General features: G+C 63.8%; 14 protein-coding genes. 2 read left to right on the top strand and 12 right to left on the bottom strand.

Translation table 11 applies throughout. The features are described from left to right. Positions 1–2 precede the first annotated feature (2 nt). The 7 genes from JOF47_RS10625 to dinB all read right to left on the bottom strand — a co-directional run bounded on the left by JOF47_RS10625 (position 3) and on the right by dinB (position 8,256). Positions 3–1,631 carry a UDP-N-acetylmuramoyl-L-alanyl-D-glutamate--2,6-diaminopimelate ligase gene (locus tag JOF47_RS10625; RefSeq protein WP_209997545.1) on the bottom strand — a complete coding sequence of 543 codons (1,629 nt, stop codon included), beginning with the start codon at positions 1,629–1,631 and terminating at the stop codon, positions 3–5. Then, a complete protein-coding gene (locus JOF47_RS10630) occupies positions 1,631–3,418 on the bottom strand; it encodes a peptidoglycan D,D-transpeptidase FtsI family protein (protein WP_209997546.1) in 1,788 nt (595 codons plus the stop codon). Before JOF47_RS10630 ends, JOF47_RS10625 begins: the two co-directional genes overlap by 1 nt. A 113-nt stretch (positions 3,419–3,531) precedes the next feature. Beyond that, a complete protein-coding gene (gene ftsL, locus JOF47_RS10635) occupies positions 3,532–4,287 on the bottom strand; it encodes a cell division protein FtsL (protein WP_377779748.1) in 756 nt (251 codons plus the stop codon). A 4-nt stretch (positions 4,288–4,291) separates the two neighbouring features. Then, a complete protein-coding gene (gene rsmH / locus JOF47_RS10640) occupies positions 4,292–5,287 on the bottom strand; it encodes a 16S rRNA (cytosine(1402)-N(4))-methyltransferase RsmH (RefSeq protein ID WP_209997548.1) in 996 nt (331 codons plus the stop codon). 170 nt (positions 5,288–5,457) lie between these two features. Continuing rightward, positions 5,458–5,886 carry a division/cell wall cluster transcriptional repressor MraZ gene (gene mraZ / locus JOF47_RS10645; RefSeq protein WP_209997549.1) on the bottom strand — a complete coding sequence of 143 codons (429 nt, stop codon included), beginning with the start codon at positions 5,884–5,886 and terminating at the stop codon, positions 5,458–5,460. A gap of 618 nt (positions 5,887–6,504) precedes the next feature. Next, positions 6,505–6,879, bottom strand: a complete 375-nt coding sequence (locus tag JOF47_RS10650; RefSeq protein WP_209997550.1) for a DUF3040 domain-containing protein — start codon at positions 6,877–6,879, stop codon at positions 6,505–6,507. Positions 6,880–7,053: 174 nt separating this feature from the next. Continuing rightward, a complete protein-coding gene (gene dinB, locus JOF47_RS10655) occupies positions 7,054–8,256 on the bottom strand; it encodes a DNA polymerase IV (RefSeq protein ID WP_209997551.1) in 1,203 nt (400 codons plus the stop codon). A gap of 100 nt (positions 8,257–8,356) precedes the next feature. Here dinB and JOF47_RS10660 point away from each other — a divergent pair, with 100 nt between their 5' ends. Further along, on the top strand, positions 8,357–9,463 hold the full coding sequence (locus JOF47_RS10660) for a polyprenyl synthetase family protein (RefSeq protein ID WP_209997552.1): 1,107 nt from the start codon (positions 8,357–8,359) through the stop codon (positions 9,461–9,463). Positions 9,464–9,617: 154 nt separating this feature from the next. Here the strand turns inward: JOF47_RS10660 and JOF47_RS10665 are convergent, their stop codons facing one another. Then, complete coding sequence (locus JOF47_RS10665) at positions 9,618–9,971, bottom strand: Rv2175c family DNA-binding protein (protein ID WP_209997553.1); 354 nt, start codon at positions 9,969–9,971, stop codon at positions 9,618–9,620. A gap of 200 nt (positions 9,972–10,171) precedes the next feature. On the opposite strand from JOF47_RS10665, the gene JOF47_RS10670 reads away from it, so the two are divergent. After that, entirely contained in the window at positions 10,172–11,677 is a 1,506-nt protein-coding gene (locus JOF47_RS10670; protein WP_209997554.1) for a lytic transglycosylase domain-containing protein, read from the top strand. Positions 11,678–11,765: 88 nt separating this feature from the next. Here the strand turns inward: JOF47_RS10670 and JOF47_RS10675 are convergent, their stop codons facing one another. The 4 genes from JOF47_RS10675 to JOF47_RS10690 all read right to left on the bottom strand — a co-directional run bounded on the left by JOF47_RS10675 (position 11,766) and on the right by JOF47_RS10690 (position 20,064). Beyond that, on the bottom strand, positions 11,766–13,238 hold the full coding sequence (locus JOF47_RS10675; RefSeq protein WP_209997555.1) for a sensor histidine kinase: 1,473 nt from the start codon (positions 13,236–13,238) through the stop codon (positions 11,766–11,768). Between the two features lie 3 nt (positions 13,239–13,241). Further along, a complete protein-coding gene (locus tag JOF47_RS10680; RefSeq protein ID WP_209997566.1) occupies positions 13,242–18,056 on the bottom strand; it encodes an NAD-glutamate dehydrogenase in 4,815 nt (1,604 codons plus the stop codon). 104 nt (positions 18,057–18,160) lie between these two features. Further along, entirely contained in the window at positions 18,161–19,414 is a 1,254-nt protein-coding gene (locus tag JOF47_RS10685) for a CpaE/TadZ family protein (protein WP_209997568.1), read from the bottom strand. After that, entirely contained in the window at positions 19,411–20,064 is a 654-nt protein-coding gene (locus JOF47_RS10690; RefSeq protein ID WP_209997570.1) for an SAF domain-containing protein, read from the bottom strand. Before JOF47_RS10690 ends, JOF47_RS10685 begins: the two co-directional genes overlap by 4 nt. Positions 20,065–20,175 lie beyond the last annotated feature (111 nt).

Consider the following 20,175-nt stretch of genomic DNA (forward strand, 5'->3'; position numbering starts at 1 on the left):
CTTTACCCTTCGTCCTTGGAATCAAAGGAATCGGCGCCTTGGCCCAGCGGACGGAATCCGTTGAGCAGCAGTGCCCGGCGAAGCTCTTCGCGGTCGTCGAGTTCCAGGTTGATGCCCATGACTTCCTGGAAGACCTCGTGCCCGCGGCCGGCCACCAAAATGGTGTCGTCTTCCGTTGCCATGGCCACCGCAGCGGCAATCGCCTCGGCCCGAGGGTAGACCTCGAGCGCCTGGCTGGACAGCCCCTTGGCGGCGATTTCGCCGCGGGCACCGGCCAAGATCGCCGCACGGATGGGTGCTGCTTCCTCGCCATGGGGATCGTCGTCTGTGACAATCACGACGTCGGCGTGGGTCGCGGCCACGGCACCCATGATCGGCCGCTTGGTTGCGTCGCGCTCCCCCGTGGCCCCGAAGACCACAATCACGCGGGAACCGGGAACCGGTGAACGAACGGAGCCCAGCGCGCGCGCCAGGGCGTCCGCATTGTGGGCAAAATCAACAATCGCCGCGGGCCGCTCGGCGATGACCTGCATGCGTCCGGGCACCTCGACGGTGAGCGGGTTCGAGGCGTCCAGCGCAGCCTGCAGCTCGGCCAGCGGCACGTCGGAGGCAAGCACCATGAGCACGGCCAATGCCGCGTTGGAGACGTTGAAGTCCCCCGGCAGGCCCGTGTTCAGGCGCAGCACCTGCGATTTGGGGCCGTGGAGTTCGAAGCTGTGCCCCAGGCCCAACGGGGCGATGTTGGTGATGACCCAGTCGGCGTCGACGTTGGCGGCATCCGAGGCCAGCGTCCACACGGCGGCCGTGGCCTGCTCGGCCATGGCAACGCCCCACCGATCGTCGATGGTGATCACTGCGCGGTCGCTGCGTTCAAGGTCGAAGAGGGCGGCCTTGGTCTCGAAGTAGTCCTCCATCGACCCGTGCAGGTCCAGGTGGTCCTGGGTCAGGTTGGTGAACCCGGCCACCGCGAAGCGCAGGCCGTCGACGCGCTTGTAGGACAGCGAATGCGAGGAAACTTCCATGGCCGCCGCGTTGACGCCCATTTCGCCCATGCGGGCCATCAGGCCATGCAGCTGCGGAGCCTCCGGCGTGGTGAGGATGCTGGGGATCGGCGTATCGCCCGCAGCGATCTCGATGGTGCCCACCAGACCGGTTTCGCGGCCCAGGGCGCGCAAAACGGAGCGGATCATGTAGGTGGTGGTGGTCTTGCCGTTGGTTCCGGTCAGAGCGAACAGCTCGGGGCAGTTCACGTCGGTTCCGTAGATGAGCGCCGAGAGTTCGCCGACCACTTCCCGTACGTCCTGGACCAAAACCATCGGCAGGCCGAGCGCCGAGGCAGTGGCTTCGCCCTCCATGTCGGTGAGGATCGCCGCCGCGCCGGCTTGCATTGCAGCGGCGGCGAACTGGGCGCCGTGGAACTTTGCGCCCGGCGCTGCCACGTAAAGGTCGCCGGGCAGCACTGCTCGGGAATCCAGGCAGATGCCGGTGACCTGCCGTTGCCCGTCACCTATGATGTTCGCTCCCCGGCCGGTTTCGTGGAGGTATTCGAGCATGGCGCCCAGGGCCGTGGCTGACTTGCGGTGCGGCCGCAGAAGCTGTTCTGCGGCACGGGGGGTGAGGACTTCAGGCATTACCAAGATTTCTTTTGTTCGGATCCGATGAACACGTCGTACCCGTTGGGCTTCGAATTGCTCGGCGGAACGTTGTAGGCGTTCAATGTTTTGCTCATGACCTCGCTGAAGGCGTCACCGACACTCCAGGTTTTCCAGTCTCCCTTCGGACGGTGCATGGTGACGACCACAACGAATTGCGGGTCTTCCAGCGGTGCCACACCCGCGAAAGAGTTGGTGTAGCCATCGTATTTTCCGGAGGGACCGGCGGCCTGGGCCGTGCCGGACTTTCCGCCAACACGATAACCGGACACACCCATCTTAGTGCCGGTGCCTTCAAGGACGACCGTCTCCATCAAACGCAGCATCTCTTTACTGGTGTTTTGCGAGAAGACGCGCTTGGACTTGGACTCGGGGGTCTTCTCTACGGATCCGTCGGGGTTGATGTAGGAATCGATGAGTTTCGGTTCCACCTGAACCCCGCCGTTGGCTACGGTCTGGAAGATCTGGGCGGTGTGCAGCGCCGTCTGCGTGTAGCCCTGTCCGAACATGGTGGTGTACTGCTGGCGTCGTTCCCAGTCCTGCCACGGGGCCAGGATGCCCTTGCTGGCCCCGGAGATACCGACGTCGATGGGCTGGCCGAGGCCGAGCTTCTTCATGTAGTTGTAGCGCGTTTCATTGCTCAGCTTCTGTCCCACCATCACCGTTCCGGTGTTGTAGGAACGCGCGAAGATTCCGGCCGCGGTCATGTCGTAGGTCGGGTGCTTCAAGGAGTCGTTGATGACTTCGTTGTTCACCTTGTAGGAATTGGGGACCTTGAACGCATCCGTTCCCTTGATGACGCCCTCTTCAACGGCAGCGGCAAAGGTAGGGACCTTTCCCGTGGATCCCGGCTCAAAGGCCTGGGTGATCGAGGCGGAGGTCCGGAATTCCGCATCGGTGGCACTTGGGTCGTTGGGGTCCAACGGGTTGGAGTCGCCGATGGCGATCAGTCGGCCCGTCTTGATCTCCTGGACGACAATGGAGACCCATTCGGCGTTGAACTGCTGCTGCTTCTTCCGGGCTTCTTCCTGCGCGATGAACTGTATGTCCGTGTCAGTAGTGAGTTTGACGTCTTGTCCGTCAACCTCGGGAACCTCCGACATGCCGGCCATGGGGATGCGGACCCCGTCGGCGCCGATCTCATAGGTCTTGCTGCCGGGCGTTCCCTTGAGACGCTTCTCCTGGCTGAGTTCAAGGCCTTCGGCGCCTTCGAGCGCGGTCTGGTCCTCGGTGTTCTTGACGAATCCGAGCAACGGGCCGGCGATCACCCCGTTGGGGTACTGCCGCTCGCTGCGCAACAGCCCCGTGAGCGTGCGGATCCGCAATTCCATCGCTGCGTTGCGCACCTCGGGGGTGACGCCCTTGGCGACCACCGAGTTCGCGTTCGGCTTGGCACCGGGGGCACCCACGACCGCTGTGCGGACTACGTCCACATCCTGGCCCAGGATTACCGCCAGCTCATTGACGGCCTGCTCGACCGTGACTCTTTCGCCGCCCGAGCTGCCGTCAAGCTTTTTGCGGGCAATGGTCTTTTCCGGTTCGACCTTGCGCTGGTCGATGACCAGGTCGTACCGGTCAACGCTTGTCGCTAGGATCCTGCCCTTTGAATCCACGATCTGCCCACGCTTGGGGATCGTTTCCTGGACACGCGTGCGTTTGTCCACGGCCACCGCGGCGACCGCCGAGGCATTCAGCGACTGCACGAAAAACAGGCGACCGCCTATCAGCAGCAAGGCCACCATGGAGAAAACCAGCACAATACGCATCCGGTGATGCGTCGTTCCGGTATTTGTTGGGGATTTTGTTGACATGCTTTCCTCAGCTCATACCGAAAGGATTGGTGGTGCTTTAGCGCGGCTCAAGTGCCAAAGGCAAGTGGCTACAGGCCGGGGGTCTTCATCGTCGGGGCCGGGATGGTTCCGCCGTTGAGCTGCTGCGGAGTGAACGACGGACGACCTTGCGTGCCGGAATCCAGCGGCTGCTTCACCGTCGGGGCCGGGGCTTCTTCCGTCTGAACCGGGTTTCCCTGGGTCGGGGCTGTCGCAGATGCGGAGCCTTCAACGGCCTCCGGCTTGTTCGGCTCCGTCTTGGTTTCAGTTGCCGTCGGAACCTCGGTTTCGGGCGTGAGCGGCGTAGCCAGAACGCCAGAGATCTTCGAGTCCTTTTCGGGCTTCACGGCCGCCGTGGCTTTCCCTGTGACTTGGCCCGTATCGAGGTTGATCGCTGCCGGGGTACCCGGCTTGACCATGCCGAGCTTGGTGGCCTTCTCTGCAATCACTTGCGGGGCCTCCAGATATTGGGCCTCCTGGCGCAGCGCCTCGTTCTCCTGCGAGAGCGTGCGTTCCTGCCCCTTGAGGCCGACCATCGTGTACTGGCCGTTGGCAATGAATACGTTGAGGAGAAGCACGATCACGGCCGAAGCGAGAATCATCAAGAGCATCGTGATCAAGAGTGGTATGCGTCGCTTAGTCGAAATCGAGGGCACAACCGAAAGCGTGACGCGCCGCTTCGTCGAAGAAGATTCGGGCCTCGACGCCGGTATCGGTTCCGGGGCATAGCTGAGCGCGTTGGCACCCTGCGTCGGTGGCACGTCAAAGGTGCGGGAACGTACGCGGTGGGGTGTCCGGTTGCTCATTTACTCAGTTCCTCTTCAGGATGCGTTCCACGGCTCGCAGCTTCGCTGAAGCTGCACGTGAGTTTTCTGCGATTTCTTGGTCAGTTGGCTTCTCGGTGCCTCGCGTGAGGACCTTGAATTGCGCCTTGTGTTCTTCCAGCTCCACGGGGAAGCCCGCCGGTGCCGAAGATTTGGAGCCGGCAGCGAAATGCCGTTTGGTGATCTTGTCTTCCAGCGAGTGGTAACTCATCACCACGACGCGGCCGCCGACATGCAGCGCCCCCATTGCCGCGGGAATCGCACGTTCCAAGACGTCCAGTTCCTCGTTCACTTCGATGCGAAGTGCCTGGAACGTTCGCTTTGCCGGGTGTCCCCCGGTACGTGCCGCGGCGGCAGGAACTACTGAACGAATGGCCGCAACGAGTTCCTCGGTGCTCGTGAAGGGCTTGACCTTGCGGGCTTCGACGATGGACGAGGCAATCCGCCCGGCGAATTTCTCCTCGCCCCACGCGCGAATGATCCGCACCAGTTCGGTCTCGCTGTATTCGTTGACGACGTCCGCCGCCGTGGGGCCGCGCGACGTATCCATCCGCATGTCCAGGGGAGCGTCGTAGGAATAGGCAAATCCTCGTTCCCGTTCGTCGAGCTGCAGCGAGGAAACCCCGAGATCGAAGAGCACCCCGTCGATTCCGTCGAATCCGAGGTCTTCAACAACGTCCGCGATTTCGTCGTAAACGGCGTGTACGAGATCGGTACGGTTTGAATAGGGTTCGAGGCGTGCACCTGCGAGGGCCAGTGCCTGTTCGTCCCGGTCAAGACCGATCAGGTGCAGGTCGGGGAAACGCTGAAGCAAGGCTTCCGAGTGGCCTCCCATGCCGAGGGTGCAATCCACCACGACGGCGCGACCGCGAGCCGCAATTCCGGCTTCGATTCCGGGTGCCAGCAGCCCAACGCATCGATCAAGCAGGACAGGAACGTGTCGTTCCGAGGCGGGTCGCTCTGCGGCTCCGTCAGGATTCACTGCTACCCCTTTCGCGTGGGCATTGTTGCTCGGGTACTGGCTGAGATCAGAGCCCCCTCCGACCCATACCTGTCCCGCCTGGCTTCGGGGAAGTGAAGCCAGGATGGACGTCGACTGGGCGGCTGGAGATCTCATCCAAACCAATTGCAGATTTCCAATCACCGAGGTGCTTAGAAACCGGGTAAGGCTTCGTCATCTGTCTCAGAGAACGCGTTCTCCTGCTCCTCAAGGTAGGAGTTCCATGAGGTTGAATCCCAGATCTCGACACGGTTGCCCGCGCCAATCACTGTGACCTCACGGTCCAATCCCGCATAGGAGCGAAGCATTGCCGGAATGGTAACCCGGCCCTGCTTATCCGGTAATTCGTCAGAAGCACCGGAAAGAAAAACACGCGCATAGTCTCGTGCCTGACGTGAAGAAATCGGCGCCTGACTCATTTGCTCATGCTGCTTCTCAAATTCACGCTGACTAAAAACATAGATGCAACGCTCCTGCCCTCGTGTCAGAACTAGACCATTTGCTAATTCATCACGATATTTGGCTGGAAGAATCAATCTCCCCTTCTCGTCGAGGCGCGGTGTATACGTTCCTAGGAACACATAGACCGCCTCTCGGTTTGAAGGAGAATCGACTCCATTTCCCTCTATTTCGCTCCACTTTACTCCACACCCCTCCACTGTCAACGTACATTCGGCCGTTCCGACACGGCAAAATCCGAAAAAGCATTGATTTTCCGCGGAATTCCGGGCGGGGCGCGAAGTGGAGGGAAAAACCACAGTCGAGAATCCCCAAAAATGAACCGGTGACATAAAACACAAATACATATTGCAAAATCTGCGTGAATACGCGGTTTTTGGGCAGGGTGTAGTTGCGGCGGAAGGAAGCGTAGGGGGCGATAGAGCGAATGTGGAGGGAAAATTGATGCCTTGGACGGCTCGTCAAACGGACCTTGGCTGACCCTCGAAATAAAAATTATTTCGATTGGGCATACTCGGCGCGTCGGGCGCGTCGGGCGCGTCGAACGCCGTTTGCCCCCAGACAAGGTGGCCGCGCGTAGCTTCGCCAGGGTCGCAGATCGGCGGCGGGCGGAAGACGGCAGCGGGCAAAGAGCTGAGAGCTGAGAGTCAGTTAAATGCCCAAGGCTCCGCACAATGCGGAGCCTTGGCGAATTCTATTACGTTTGCGTGGGCGCCCCCGGGCAGATCCGAAGTCGGAATCTAGGAACCTTGCTCGTCGCGCTTGCGCTGTTCCCACTTGCTCTCTAGATCACTCATGAAGCCGGACTTCTGTGCGGCTTTTGCCTTCTCCGCCGATTTCGAAGCCCTGGCGCCTCCCTTACGCGAAAGTGCCAAGTAAACACCGCCGAACATCACTATGAAGCCCAATACGCCAACAAGAATCAGTTGGCTCGAGATTCCGGCGATCAATACGCCGATCCCGACGATACCGATCAACGCACCCAATGCTAGATTGCGCGTTGAATAGTTCCCCGCGCTCGACACGGTCTTCATTGTCGAGGCGAAGCGATGATCCTCATGTAGCTGCTTTTCCAGCTGCTCCAGAAGACGTTGCTCATGCTCGGAAAGTGGCATCGTCTCTTACCTTTCACTTCACGGTCACGGCTCTCGCCCTTACCTTATGGAACGAACTACATCTTGACAATGTTCCCGACCATCTCAGTCAGTAGGTTCTAAAACAAGAATAGTCCCGAAACTTGTTAATAAGGTAGTCAGGATTCGACTCATAACCCGCTCACGGCATCCATTTCACTCCTTGTGTCCCTGAGCCCTTTCGTTGTGCCCTGGCCCCAGCAATGAAGCCGGACGCAAGGCTCCAGTCGGGAATCTGGAGCGGATAAGATCCATTGCAACCTCGGCCTGACGCCAGTTGTCATCCTGCGGATCGATGCTCAATTGCATTCCGAGGCCGGCGTTGCGCAATTTTTCAACGCGGATACCCACCAGCCGAACCGCCATGGGCCTTGTGCCGAGTTTTTCGAGCAGGCCTTCGGCGGCCGCCGCGAGAACACCTGCGGCGTTGCTGGGCGATGGCAGGGTTCGGCTGCGCGAAAGGGTGGAAAAGTCCTCGTAGCGCAGTTTCAGCGCCACCGTGGTGGCTTCCTTGTCGGCTTCTCGCAGTCGTGTGGCCACCCGGTGTGCCAGGCGCAGGATCTCGCGCTTGATGATTTCACTGTCGTGGATGTCCACGGCAAACGTTTCTTCGGCTCCGATGCTTTTCTCTTCCCGCTCGGTTTCAATCTCCCGATCGTCGCGTCCCCAGGCCAGGCCATAGAGGTGCGTGCCGGTGGCACCCAGGCGCTTCTTCAGCGTGCTTTCCGGGGTGTGCGCGAGTTGGGCAACGGTGGAGATGCCCATTTCCCTAAGCACCTCGGCTGTCTTGGCCCCGACGCCCCACAATGCCTTGACCGGCAGGGTGTGCAGGTAGTCCAATGTTTGCTCGGGCCTGATCACCAGCATCCCGTCGGGCTTGGCTCGGGTCGATGCGACCTTAGCCACGAATTTGTTTGTTGCGATCCCGACGCTTGCCGGAAGCCCGAGTTCGGCGCGAAGCCGTGAGCGAATCATTTCCCCGATGGCTTCCGGCGGGCCGAGCCGGCGCATGCTGCCCGTTACATCGAGAAAGGCCTCATCGACGCTGAGCTGCTCCACCAGCGGAGTCACCTCGTAGAAGATTTCCATGATGCGCGCCGAGTAGCTGTAGTACAGGCCGTGAGTGGGTTCGATGACCGTGGCCTTCGGGGCAAGCCGGACGGCTTGGCTCATCGGCATCGCGGACTTCACGCCCTTGGCACGGCATTCATAGGACGCGGAGAGCACGACCGACCGCTCCCCCGGATGGCCGACGATAACTTCCCGGCCAACCAGCTCCGGCCGCGACAGCAGTTCAACGGAAACGAAAAAGGCGTCCATGTCCACGTGCAGTATCGCCCGAACCCGTTGCTCTCCCATGTTGCCCAGTCTAGTGAGCCGCACCGACACTGCGGGCGTTTTGCCCGCGCGTACTAGAGTTAACCCCAAACCACGTTGCGCAATCTATGGGATGGGAAACATGACTCTTTTTGCTGCGGACACCTTCGACCCCGAACAGGCCCGGGTATTTTCCGCAGGCTTCTCGGAACGCATCGAAGAACTACTCACCACGTTCCTGGCAGAACAGCACGAAGTCATCTCCCAGATCGCTCCGGCAGCGGGCGAACTCGTCACCGCCATCAGCGACCTGACCCGCGGCGGCAAGCGCCTTCGTCCGCTCTTTGCCTTCTGGGGCTTCGTCGGGGCCGGCGGAGACCCGAACGAGGACTCCATCGTGCAGGCCGGCGCGGCCCTCGAGCTCTTCCAGGCCGCAGCCCTCATCCACGATGACCTGATCGACCGCTCGGATACCCGCCGAGGACAGCCAAGCATGCACCGCCGTTTCGAATCCCTGCACAGGGCCTCGGGGTGGCACCGCGACGCCCCGCGTTTCGGCGAGGCCGCTTCGATTCTCGCCGGGGACCTGTGCCTCTCTTTAAGCGAACAGCTCTTTGCAACCATCGAGCCGTCGGTTCCGCAGGCACGGTCGATCTTTGACCGGATGCGAGCCCAGGTCATGGCCGGGCAGTACCTTGATGTGCTCGAGGAATCCGCCGGCCCCGCCTACGGCCCGTCGGACGCCGTCAAGCGCGCCCGAACCATCGTGCGTTTCAAGTCGGCCAAGTATTCGACGGAAAACCCGACGCTGCTCGGCGGGGCCCTGGCCGGTGCAAGCGATGAACTCCTGGAACAGTATTCCCGCTTTGCCCTCCCCCTGGGCGAGGCCTTCCAGTTGCGTGATGACGTCCTGGGTGTCTTCGGCGATCCCGCCGTGACAGGCAAGCCCGCGGGTGATGACCTACGCGAGGGAAAGCGCACCGAAATCATTGCGCATGCCTTAACCTTGGCGTCGGACGAGGACCAGGCATTCATCCAGGGCCGGCTCGGTGCCGAGGACCTCTCCGACGAAGAGGTGAACCGGATGCGGGACCTGCTGGAATCCTGCGGCGCGCTGGCGGCAACCGAGGAATCCATCGCCCGACTTTCAGAGCAAGGATTTGCTGCACTGGAGGAACTCGAGGTTTCGCCGATGGCCAGGCATGCCCTGCGCACCCTGGGGCTGGCGGCGATCCGCCGCACGTCCTAGGGTCCGCCCGCAGTCTGTCAAAGTGCCGGAGGGCTCCGGCACTTCGTACATTAAAACAAAGAGGGAGTGTTCCCGCCGAAACCGGCGCGAACACTCCCTGATGTTTATCCTGGCCCCGATGCCGTGGATTCACGTTTCCCGGGTCGAATACCTGCTACCAGCTCAGCGACTGGGCGCGGCGGCGGATTTCGGTCTTGCGACCTGCACGCAACGCCTCCATGGGCGTGCCTGGCAGCGAATCGTCGGCGGTGAAGAGCCACACCAGCAGCTCTTCATCCTCGTAGCCCGAATCCTTGAGAACCGAAATGGTTCCCTTCAGGCTGTCCACGAGCTGTCCGTCGAGGACGAAGTCAGCGGGCACCGAACGGATGTTGCGCGCGCCCACGCGGACACAAATAATCGCGCGTTCGTCGATGAGGCTGTGGACCTTCTTGATGGAAATATCCAGCGCTTCGGCTAGGTCGGGCAGGGGCAGCCACTCGGCTACGAGATTCTCAATATTGCTCACCAATCCAGCGTGCCACATCCCACGGCATATCTGGACCCATATTGAAGTTTTTTGCATGGGATCTTTCACAAATTTCAGCTTGTGGTGTAAATTCACAGGAGTCACACTCGCAACTTGAGTCACATGATTCACAAGGCCTTTCCTGTGAATTCACTTGCGACCGAACGATTCGCCCTTGCCCTGACCCAAAGGATCGCTTCATGTCCATCGCACAGAACCGTCATGTCCGAGCAATCGGCGGCGCAGTCGCCACCGCGGCAATTCCTGCCGTGGTTCTTGGCACTCTCGCCACCCCGGCCGCCGCTGCACCACTGCCAGCCCGTGATGCACTTCAACCCAGGGTCGCCACCCCCGCATTGGTCAAGGCCGCCGAGGCCCGAATCAGTGCGCACCTGGTGGCGTCGCACATTCCGACGTCGGTCATTCCGATGGCAAAGAAGAGCGAAACCGTCCTGGTGAAGAAGGGCGATACGCTCTCTCACATCTCACTTCGCACCAAGGTTTCGGTTGCGGACCTCAAAAAGGCCAATGGCCTCAGCTCCGACAATATCTACGCGGGCCAGACACTGCGCCTGAAGACCTCCGGCTCCGCCGCGTCCGCGCCGAAGGCCAAGGCAAGCGCCAGCACGACGAAGACTGCATCTCAGTACAAGGTCGTCGCTGGTGACACCCTCGGCGGTATCGCCAACCGGATGGGCATCTCCCTGGGAGCGGTACGCAGCGCGGCAGGCAACCCCGCCGGCGACCTGATCCACATCGGGCAGGTCCTTCGCTTCTCCTCCACCGGCGGCACCGCCGCGTCGAAGCCCGGCTCGCAGATCTCGTCGAAGAGCCCGGCAGGCAGCTACGTGGTGCGCGCCGGCGATACGCCCTCGGGCATCGCCCTGCGCCACAACATGTCGACCTCTTCGTTTCTGGCGCTCAACGGCCTCAGCCACAGCTCCATCATCCGCCTGAACCAAGTCGTGAAGGTTTCCGGCGGTTCCGCCGGTTCGTCAGCGCCCGCCGCGCCCAAGACCCCCGCGGCGGCCCAGGGCAGCTACACCGTCGTCTCCGGCGACACCTTGATCGGCATTGCCAACAAGACAAACACCCCGGTGAACACGCTGCTGAAGCTGAACAAGAACCTGAGCTACGGCTCGACGCTCTCCATCGGACAGCGCCTGAAGACCTCAGGCAACGGCTCGAGCAGCTCCGCCGTGAATCCGACGTCCTCCAAGCCGCTGGTCGGGAACACCTTCCTGGGACGCAAGTACTCATCGGGAACCGTGAATTCGGCAAATGAGAACAAACGTACGCTGCTTGCTGCAAAGTTGCCCTCGCGGGCCCAAATGCAGGCAATGGTTGCCTCGACCGCCCGCGCCATGGGTGTCGATCCATCCCTGGCGCTGGCGCACGCCTTCCAGGAATCAAGCTTCAACATGGCTTCGGTCTCCCCCGCCAATGCGGTGGGCGTCATGCAGGTCATCCCGTCCGCGGGACAGTGGGCCGAGGGGCTCGTGGGACGCAAGCTGAACCTGCTCGACCCGCAGGACAACGTGACGGCCGGCATTGCCATCATCCGCCACCACCAGCGCAACAGCCCGTCCAAGGAAATCGGCATCGCTTCCTACTACCAGGGAGCTGCCGGCGTGAAGAAGTACGGCATGTACCCGGACACCAAGCGATACGTCGCAAACATCATCGCCTTGCAGAACCGCTTCTAGGCGCAGACGCCCGGCGAAACAGGCGCGAAGGGCCGGCCCACCAATTTGGTGGGCCGGCCCTTCGCGTCTGTCCTTGTTCGGGGTGAACCTAGCGCCGCGCCGCCACCGGCAGTTCGATGACCACGCGGGTCCCCGGACCGCTCCGGTCCTCCCAGTAGATGTTTCCGCTCAGCTCGCTGGTGACAAGGGTCCGCACGATCTGCAGGCCAAGTCCCTCCTGGCGCGGTTCGGGCGGGAGCCCCACCCCGTCATCGCTGATGGCGACCCGGAGGAAGTCCTCGCCCAGCGGGTCCCTGTAGCGTTCCGCGTCCAGCACCACGGTGCCGTCGCGGTCCGCGAGCCCGTGCTCCACGGCGTTTGTGACAAGCTCGTTGATCACCAGGGACAGCGGCGTTGCCAACTCGGCCGGAAGACCCCCGAAGGCGCCGGTGCGTTCGGTGTTGACCTTCTGGCCGGGAGAGGCGATCTCCACGATCAGCCGGAACTGCCTGTCGATGAGCTCGTCGAAGTCCACGTTCTCGCTCAGGCCCTGCGAGAGCGTCTCGTGGACGGCGGCGATCGTCGCTACCCTGCGCATGGCCTGGTCGAGGCCCTGGCGGCCCTCCTCCGACTTCATGCGGCGCGACTGCATGCGCAGCAGTGCCGCAACCGTCTGCAGGTTGTTCTTCACGCGGTGGTGGATCTCGCGGATCGTCGCGTCCTTGGACACCAGTTCCTTCTCGCGACGGCGCAATTCGCTCACGTCGCGGCAGAGCACCAGTGCTCCGTAGCGCTTCCTTGAGTCCCGCAGCGGAATGGCCCGCAGCGACAGGGTCACGCCCATGGATTCGATTTCGGTGCGCCACGGCATCTTGCCGGAGACCACCAGCGGCAGGGACTCGTCGATCAGCCGGCGGTCCTTCACCAGGCCCATGGTCGCCTCGGAGAGGGACCTGCCCTCGAGGGTGTCCGCCGCGCCGAGCCGCCTGTAGGCCGAAACCGCGTTGGGGCTCGCATACTGGACGATGCCGTCGGCGTCGAGGCGGATGAACCCGTCCCCGACGCGCGGGGCGCCGCGGCGGGACCCTGTGGGCGTGGCGAAGTCCGGCCACAGCCCCTGGGTGCACATCTTCAGCAGGTCCTCGGCGCACTGCCTGTAGGTCAGTTCAAGGCGCGAGGGCATGCGCGAACCCGACAGGTCGAAGTGCACGCTGATGACTGCCAGGGTGCGCCCGTTGCGGACCATCGGGACGGCTTCGATGAGCATCGAATGCTCCTCTTGCTCCGTCCCGCGGTCCGAACGAACGATTGCCTGCGTCCGCCAGGCCTCGTCCACGAGGGATTTGAGGTCCTTGCGGATCCGCTCCCCCACGAAGTCCGTGTGGAAGACGGTGTGCGAGGTGGAGGGACGCACATGGGCAAGCGCCATGTACGTCCCGTCCGGGACCGGAAACCACAACACCAGATCGGCAAACGCCAGATCGGCGACCAGTTGCCAGTCCCCCACCAAGAGGTGAAGCCAGTCTTCATCTCCAGGCCCAAAATCAGCTGACTCTCGAAGTTGGTCCGTGAAGATGGCCAACGGTTACCTCCGTACGATTGAACGCAACAGTCGCAGAGCCACCGACAGGGACGCCATGTCATCGCGTTCGAGTCGGTTCACTTCCGCGAACATGTTCTTTGCACGTTCAAGATTAGCCTCGTTCGCGGCTTCCCACGCATCCACGCGCACAACCGGGTCCGATTCGGCGTCGTCGGACACCTCGATGACATCGCGGGTGAAGTCGATGATCGTCGAATACAGATCGTCGCGCAGGGCCGCACGGGCCAAGGCCTGCCAGCGGTCCGCACGCGGCAGCGAGGTGATGCGCTCGAGCAGCGCGTCGACCCCGAAGCGGTCGTAGAGCACGTAGTAGATCTTTGCGATCTCCCCGGCATCCAGCCCGGTGCGGGTCGCCATGGCGGCGATGTCCAGGAGCACGAAGGACTCGAACTGCTCGGCCCAGCGAGTGGCCATGCCCTTCTCGAGGCCCCAGCCCAGCGCCTCGACCTTCAGCGCGCTCACGCGTGCATCGTCCGAACCGCGCAGCAGCGAGCCGACCGCCGGGCGCAGGGCCTGGATCGTCGGCGCCAGGGCCTGCATCGATTCGGTGACCATCTGGCTGCGGTCCACGTGGTGGATGTACCAGCGGGTGGCACGGTCCAGCAGGCGGCGCATGTCCAGGTGCAGGCGGCACCAGGTCTGCGTGTCGAAGGACGGTGCCAGCGCATTGATCGCATCGAATTCCGAGTCGAAGGAGTAGATGTCGCGCAGTGCGACAAAGGCCTTGGCAACCTGGGATTCGGTGGCGCCGGTCTCTTCCATGACGCGGAAGGCGTAGGTGGTGCCGCCGACGTTGACCATGTCGTTGGCGATCACCGTGGCGATGATCTCGCGGCGCAGCGGGTGCGAATCGAGTTCCTCGCCGAAGCGTTCGGCCAGCTGGACCGGGAAGTAGTTGCGCAGCGTGGCCGCGAAGTACGGGTCGTCCGGCAGGTCGGACGCGGCAAGCGCCGAAGCCAGCTGGATCTTCGCGTAGGCGACAAGCACGGAGAGCTCCGGCACGGTCAGCGTCTGGCCCGCGGCGAGGCGTTCCTCGAGCTGCTCGTTGGTGGGCAGGAACTCGAGCGCGCGGTTCAGGTCCGCGTGCTCCTCCAGCCAATCCATCTGGCGCTCGAAGGCCGGGGACCAGCTGGCCATCTCCTGCTTGTCGTTGAGCAGCATCACGTTCTGGTCGAAGTTGGTCTTCAGCACCAGCCGGGAGACCTCGTCGGTCATCGAGTGCAGGAATGCCGAACGCTCGTCCTTGTCGATCTTTCCGGCGCGGACCATACGGTCCACGAAGATCTTGATGTTGACCTCGTGGTCCGAGCAGTCGACGCCGGCGGAGTTATCGATGGCGTCGGTGTTCAGCAGGACCCCGTGCAGCGCCGCCTCGATGCGGCCGAGCTGGGTCATGCCCAGGTTGCCGCCCTCGCCGATCACCTTGGCGCGGATCTGCTTGCCGTCGACGCGGATCGCGTCGTTGGCGCGGTCCCCGACCTCGGCGTGGGTCTCCGTGGAGGCCTTCACGTAGGTGCCGATGCCGCCGTTGTAGAGCAGGTCGACCGGGGCGCCCAGGATGGCCTTGAGCAGCTCGGTGGGTGCCATGGAGCTGACCGTGGCGCCCAGGCCGAGCGCGTCGCGGACCTCCGGGGAGATCGGGATGGACTTCAGCGTGCGGGAGAAGACCCCGCCGCCCGCCGAAATCAGGTCCTTGTTGTAGTCGGCCCAGGAGGACCTCGGCAGCTCGAACAGGCGCGCACGCTCGACGAAGGAAGCCCCGGCATCCGGGTTGGGGTCCAGGAAGATGTCGCGGTGGTCGAACGCGGCGACAAGCTTCACGGTGCGGGTGCGCAGCAGGCCGTTGCCGAACACGTCGCCGGACATGTCACCCACGCCGGCGGCGGTGAATTCCTCGGTCTGCGTGTCGACGCCGAACTCGGTGAAGTGGCGCTTGACGGACTCCCAGGCGCCGCGGGCGGTGATGCCCATGGCCTTGTGGTCGTAGCCGATCGAGCCGCCGGAGGCGAAGGCGTCGCCCAGCCAGTGCCCGCGTTCCTCGGAGATCGAGTTGGCGATGTCGGAGAAGGACGCGGTGCCCTTGTCCGCGGCAACCACCAGGTAGGTGTCGTCCCCGTCGAGGCGCACGACGTTTGCCGGCGGCACCACGGTCTCGCCGTTGGCGTCGGTGACGAGGTTGTCGGTGATCTCCAGCAACGAGCGGATGAAGATGCGATAGGCGGACTTGCCCTCTTCCATCCAGGCGCCGCGGTCCACGGCCGGGTTCGGCAGCTGCTTGGCGAAGAAGCCGCCCTTGGCGCCGGTCGGCACGATCACCGCGTTCTTGACCATCTGCGCCTTGACCAGGCCCAGGACCTCGGTGCGAAAGTCGTCGCGGCGGTCCGACCAGCGCAGGCCGCCACGGGCGACCTCGCCGAAGCGCAGGTGCACGCCCTCGACGCGCGGGGAGCAGACCCAGATCTCGTACTTGGGGCGCGGGAACGGCGCACCGTCGATCTTGCCCGGCATCAGCTTGAAGGCCAGCGCCGCGGGGTCGGTGTAGTAGTTGGTGCGCAGCGTTCCCTCGATGACGTTCACGAAGCGGCGCAGCAGCTTGTCGGCATCCAGCGTCGGGACCTTTTCAAGCGCCTCGGCCAGCGTGGCGTGTGCGGCCAGGCGGGCGGCCGCCGACTCCTCGGCACCTAGGATCGGGTCGAAGGTGCCCTTGAAGAGCGCGAGGATTCCGTGGGTGACGTCCGGGTTGGCCACCAGAGTGTCCGAAACGAACGAGTAGGAGTTCGAGACGCCCAGCTGGTGCAGGTACTTGGCGTAGGCGCGCAGCAGCGCGACCTCGCGCCAGCCCATGGACTCGCGCAGCACCAGGCGGTTGAGGTGGTCGGACTCGGCGACGCCGGTCACGATCGCGCTGTAGGCGGCCTCGAGCAGCGACTCGGCGGCCAGCGGGTCGATCCCGGCCGGGAACTTCAGGCCCAGGTCGTAGAGGTAGCGCTCCTCGGCGCGCAAGGGGGTGACGGCGAAGGGACGCTCGTCGATGACTTCCAGGCCCAGGTTCTGCAGCACCGGAAGGATCTTGGAGAGCGAGAGCGGTGCCGTCAGGTAGAGCTTCATCCGGGCGTTGACCTCGGAGTCCTCGTCTTCCTCCGGCACGTAGAGCTTGATGACCGGGCCGACGTGGTCGGGCTCCTCGTAGACGCCGAAGCGTTCGATGTCGGCCAGGGCCTCCTCGACCTCGAAGTCCACGCGGTAGGCAGCGGGGAAGGCCTCGGCCCAGTTGGAGGCCAGTGCGGTGCCGGCCTCGGCGCCGTAGCGCTCGGTGGCGGCCTCGGAGATGCCCTCGGACCAGGAACGCACGGCGGCGACCAGGCGCGTTTCCAGCGCGGCGCGGTCGACCACGGGGGTCAGGCCGTGGCGCTGGAGGCGGATGCGGTAGAACAGGCGAACCAGCGCGGATTCGCTCATGCGCACCTCGAAGTCGACGGACTCGGCGTTGAAGGCCTCCGTCAATTCCTTTTCGATGCGCAGGCGCACGCCGGTGGTGTAGCGGTCGCGCGGCAGGTAGACCAGCGCGGACATGAAGCGTCCGTAGACGTCCGGGCGCAGGAAGAGCGAGGTGCGGCGGCGTTCCTGCAGGCGCAGGATGCCCAGCACGGTGTCGGTGAGGTCCTCAACGGAGATCTGGAAGAGCTCGTCGCGCGGGTAGGTCTCAAGGATGGTGACGATGTCCTTGCCGGAGTGCGAGTCCGGGGCGAACCCGGTGCGCCGCAGCACTGCCTTGACCTTTTCGCGGACCACCGGCACGCTGCGCACCGAGGAGGTGTAGACGCTGGAGGCAAACAGGCCGATGAAGCGACGCTCGCCGTTGACGTTGCCCTGGGCGTCGAAGCGCTTGATGCCCACGTAGTCCAGGTAGACGCCGCGGTGCACGGTGGAGCGGGAGTTGGCCTTGGTGATCACCAGGGCGCGCTTGTCGCGGGCCATGGCGCGTCCGCGCTTGGTCAGGTGCTGGGTGTTGCGGGCGGAGTCGGTGTTGCGCATCAGGCCCAGGCCGGAGTCGGGGCGGATGCGCAGCACGTCTTCGTTGTTCTCGGTGACCAGGTCGTAGTCGCGGTAGCCCAGGAAGGTGAAGTTCCCGTCGTCGAGCCAGTGCAGCAGGTCGACCGCGGCGTTGAGGTCGGGGATCTGCTCGGCGCCGGTGACAAGTGCCAGCGAATCGGCGATCTCGTGGGCCTTGTTGCGCATGGCCGACCAGTCTTCGACGGCGGCACGCACGTCAACGAGGATGCGTTCCAGGCCGGCGATCAGGGATTCGACGGTTTCGTCGCTCGGGTCCCCGCCGAGTTCCACGGCGATCCAGGATTCGATGGCGGTGTCGCGGTTTTTCGCGACGAGTGCGGAGAGGCTCGGCATCGCGGCGGTGTCGCCGCTGGCCAGGTGCTCGTGGGCCGGAACGGTTTCCAGCGACGTGATGCGGCCGTGCTCGGAATCGCGGCTGACCACGAAGGTGGGGTGGACCACGATGTTGATTGCGGCCTTCTGGCGCACGATTTCCGCGGTCACGGAATCCACCAGGAACGGCATGTCGTCGGTGACCACATAAACCATGGTGGTGCCCGCATGCCGGGTGATCGAAACCCGTGCCGATTTCGGGTCACGCTCCCAGCCGACGGCCAAGTGCGCCACCACCCTGGATTCGAGCTGCTCCGGCGAATACGCCGCTGCATCTTCTGGTGCTAACTGGCCGTAGTAGGTACCTACTAAATCGGCAGTGAGTGTCTCAGCGATGAATGTTTCGGACATGCTGGACTCCGACGTGTTCAAAAGAACGCCTCCGTGTATAGATGTACGTTTCGCTCCGTTGCGTAACGCTAGTGTTACAACACTATCCCGCCAGGTTACGGTCGTCACCTCGACGCGGCGCGGCGCGGCAAAATGCGCTGTCGACCCTTGATTTTTCTTCCCGCGAGACCCGCAATGCCGATGCGCAGTGCAGAATGCGGCGCAATTTCTGCTAGCGCGCTTCCGGCCAGCAGCGCCGATTCCACGGCATCGGGATCGTGGGGCAGGTAGGCCACGACGGGCTGGGCGGGCCCGAATCGCGCCCAGGTCTCGGCCAGCGCCCGGTGCGGGGCCGAGCCCACGCTGGCGGCCGAGACCTTGTTGAACACCACCTTCACGGCAAGTTCCCCGACCGAGGCCTGCATTTCATCCAGAGCCCGGATCAGCCGGGGCACCCCGATGCTGTTTGCCTGGCCCACCGCGTAGATTTCGTCCGCGATGCGGAGCATGGCCGCCGCCACGCCGTTGCGCTGGGGGGCGGCGGTGTCGAAGCTGAGCTCCTCGTCAAGTTCCAGCGGTCCCGCAACGTCGATCACGATGACGTCGCAGCGTTCCTGCAGGGCCAGCACCGCCCTGCGCAGCGCGGTGGGACGCAGCTCCGGCCACCGGTTGGCCCGCGGGAGCCCGGTGGCCACGCGCATCTTGGCCCCGGCAATCACCACCGGCGCGCAAATGCGCTCCAGCGTGTGGGCGTCGAAGCGGTCCTGGTCCACGGTCCGGCAGATCTGCGCGAGCCCCGCCGCCTCGTCCAGCAACCCCAGCTGCACGGCCTGGGTTGCCCCGTAGGTGTCCGCATCAAGCAGGATCACCTCGCGCGCATCCAGCGCGCATTCAACCGCATAGTTCAGCGCCACCAGGGACCGACCGGGGGAACCGCTGGGCCCCCAGAACACCACGACCCGTCCGCGCCTGCCGGAGGGGTTTCCCGCCGGTTCCGCACTTGCCTTGGCGCCGTCGGAGCGGGTGCCGCGCTGCCGTTCCCCGCACGCCCGCTGGATGAGCACGCCGAGCTCCACGGCGTCGATGGCGCCCACAGCCACGTGGGCCCCGGCCCTGTTCAGCCGGTTGGACTGCGCCGGGTCGTCGCACAGCACCACCACGGGGACGCCACGTTCGGTGATTGCATCGATGTCCCGGGTTTCGATGAGGTCCGGCACCCCGGCCAGGATGACGGCATCCGCCAACCCCGTCTCGCTGAGAGCTATGACTTCGACCATGTCGGTGCTGGTCCGGGCCACCGTGAGAATCCCGCGTTGCCTCTCCAGGCGTTCGATCAATTCCCCGTCATCGGCCCAGATGACCACCGAGATGTTCATCATGAACTCGCCGCCGGGTTGAAGACGACAGTGATGCGCGCGTCGTTGGCCATCGCCTCGAGCAGGTCCGCAAGCGAGGCGTCCACCACCAGCAGTTCCACCACGGTGCCCGCGGTGCCGCCGAATCCAGTGGGGCGTTCGGCCCGGTACGTCACCTCGGCCGCGGGCAGCAGCAGCGTCGGAGCCGCGAAGGCGTTGGCCTCCCGGTCCTTGGAGGAAACCCACACATCCACGTGGGACCCGGCGGTGATTGCCGCAGGCAGCGCATCGGAAAGGTTCACGGAAACCGGCCTTCGGTTTGTCCCGTCCTGCAGGCCGATTGCACTGGAGGGAATCAATTCGCCGGCACGAATCAGCGCGTTGGCCCGATGCCCGGACAGGATTTTCGGGTCCGCCGCAACGTAGCGCTCCCCCAGCGCGTCGAGCTTGACGTTGGCGACGCTGAGCTTCTCCGCGGTGAGCTCCTCGCCCAGGGAGATGTCCGCCTTGGCCACGTACATGGGCACGGTCTTGTCCAAGGTGCTTGTCAACGCGATCACCCCGACGCAGGAGGCCAGCACCATGAGGATGCCGATCAGCAACCGCGGGTCCTTCCACGTGGGTCGTGCCATGCGGCGCGCTTCGCCCGCAACGCGGTCCTGAACCCGGTCCATGGTGTTTTCCCCCTAGAATCCTCGTTGACCGAGTCCCCCATGACTCGCAGGGCCACCCCGACGTTTCCCGGCCCCTGAGCCGACACCCTACGCCCGCACCCCGACCGGTGA

It is taken from the genome of Paeniglutamicibacter kerguelensis (assembly GCF_017876535.1).
In the GTDB taxonomy this organism is placed as follows: domain Bacteria; phylum Actinomycetota; class Actinomycetes; order Actinomycetales; family Micrococcaceae; genus Paeniglutamicibacter; species Paeniglutamicibacter kerguelensis.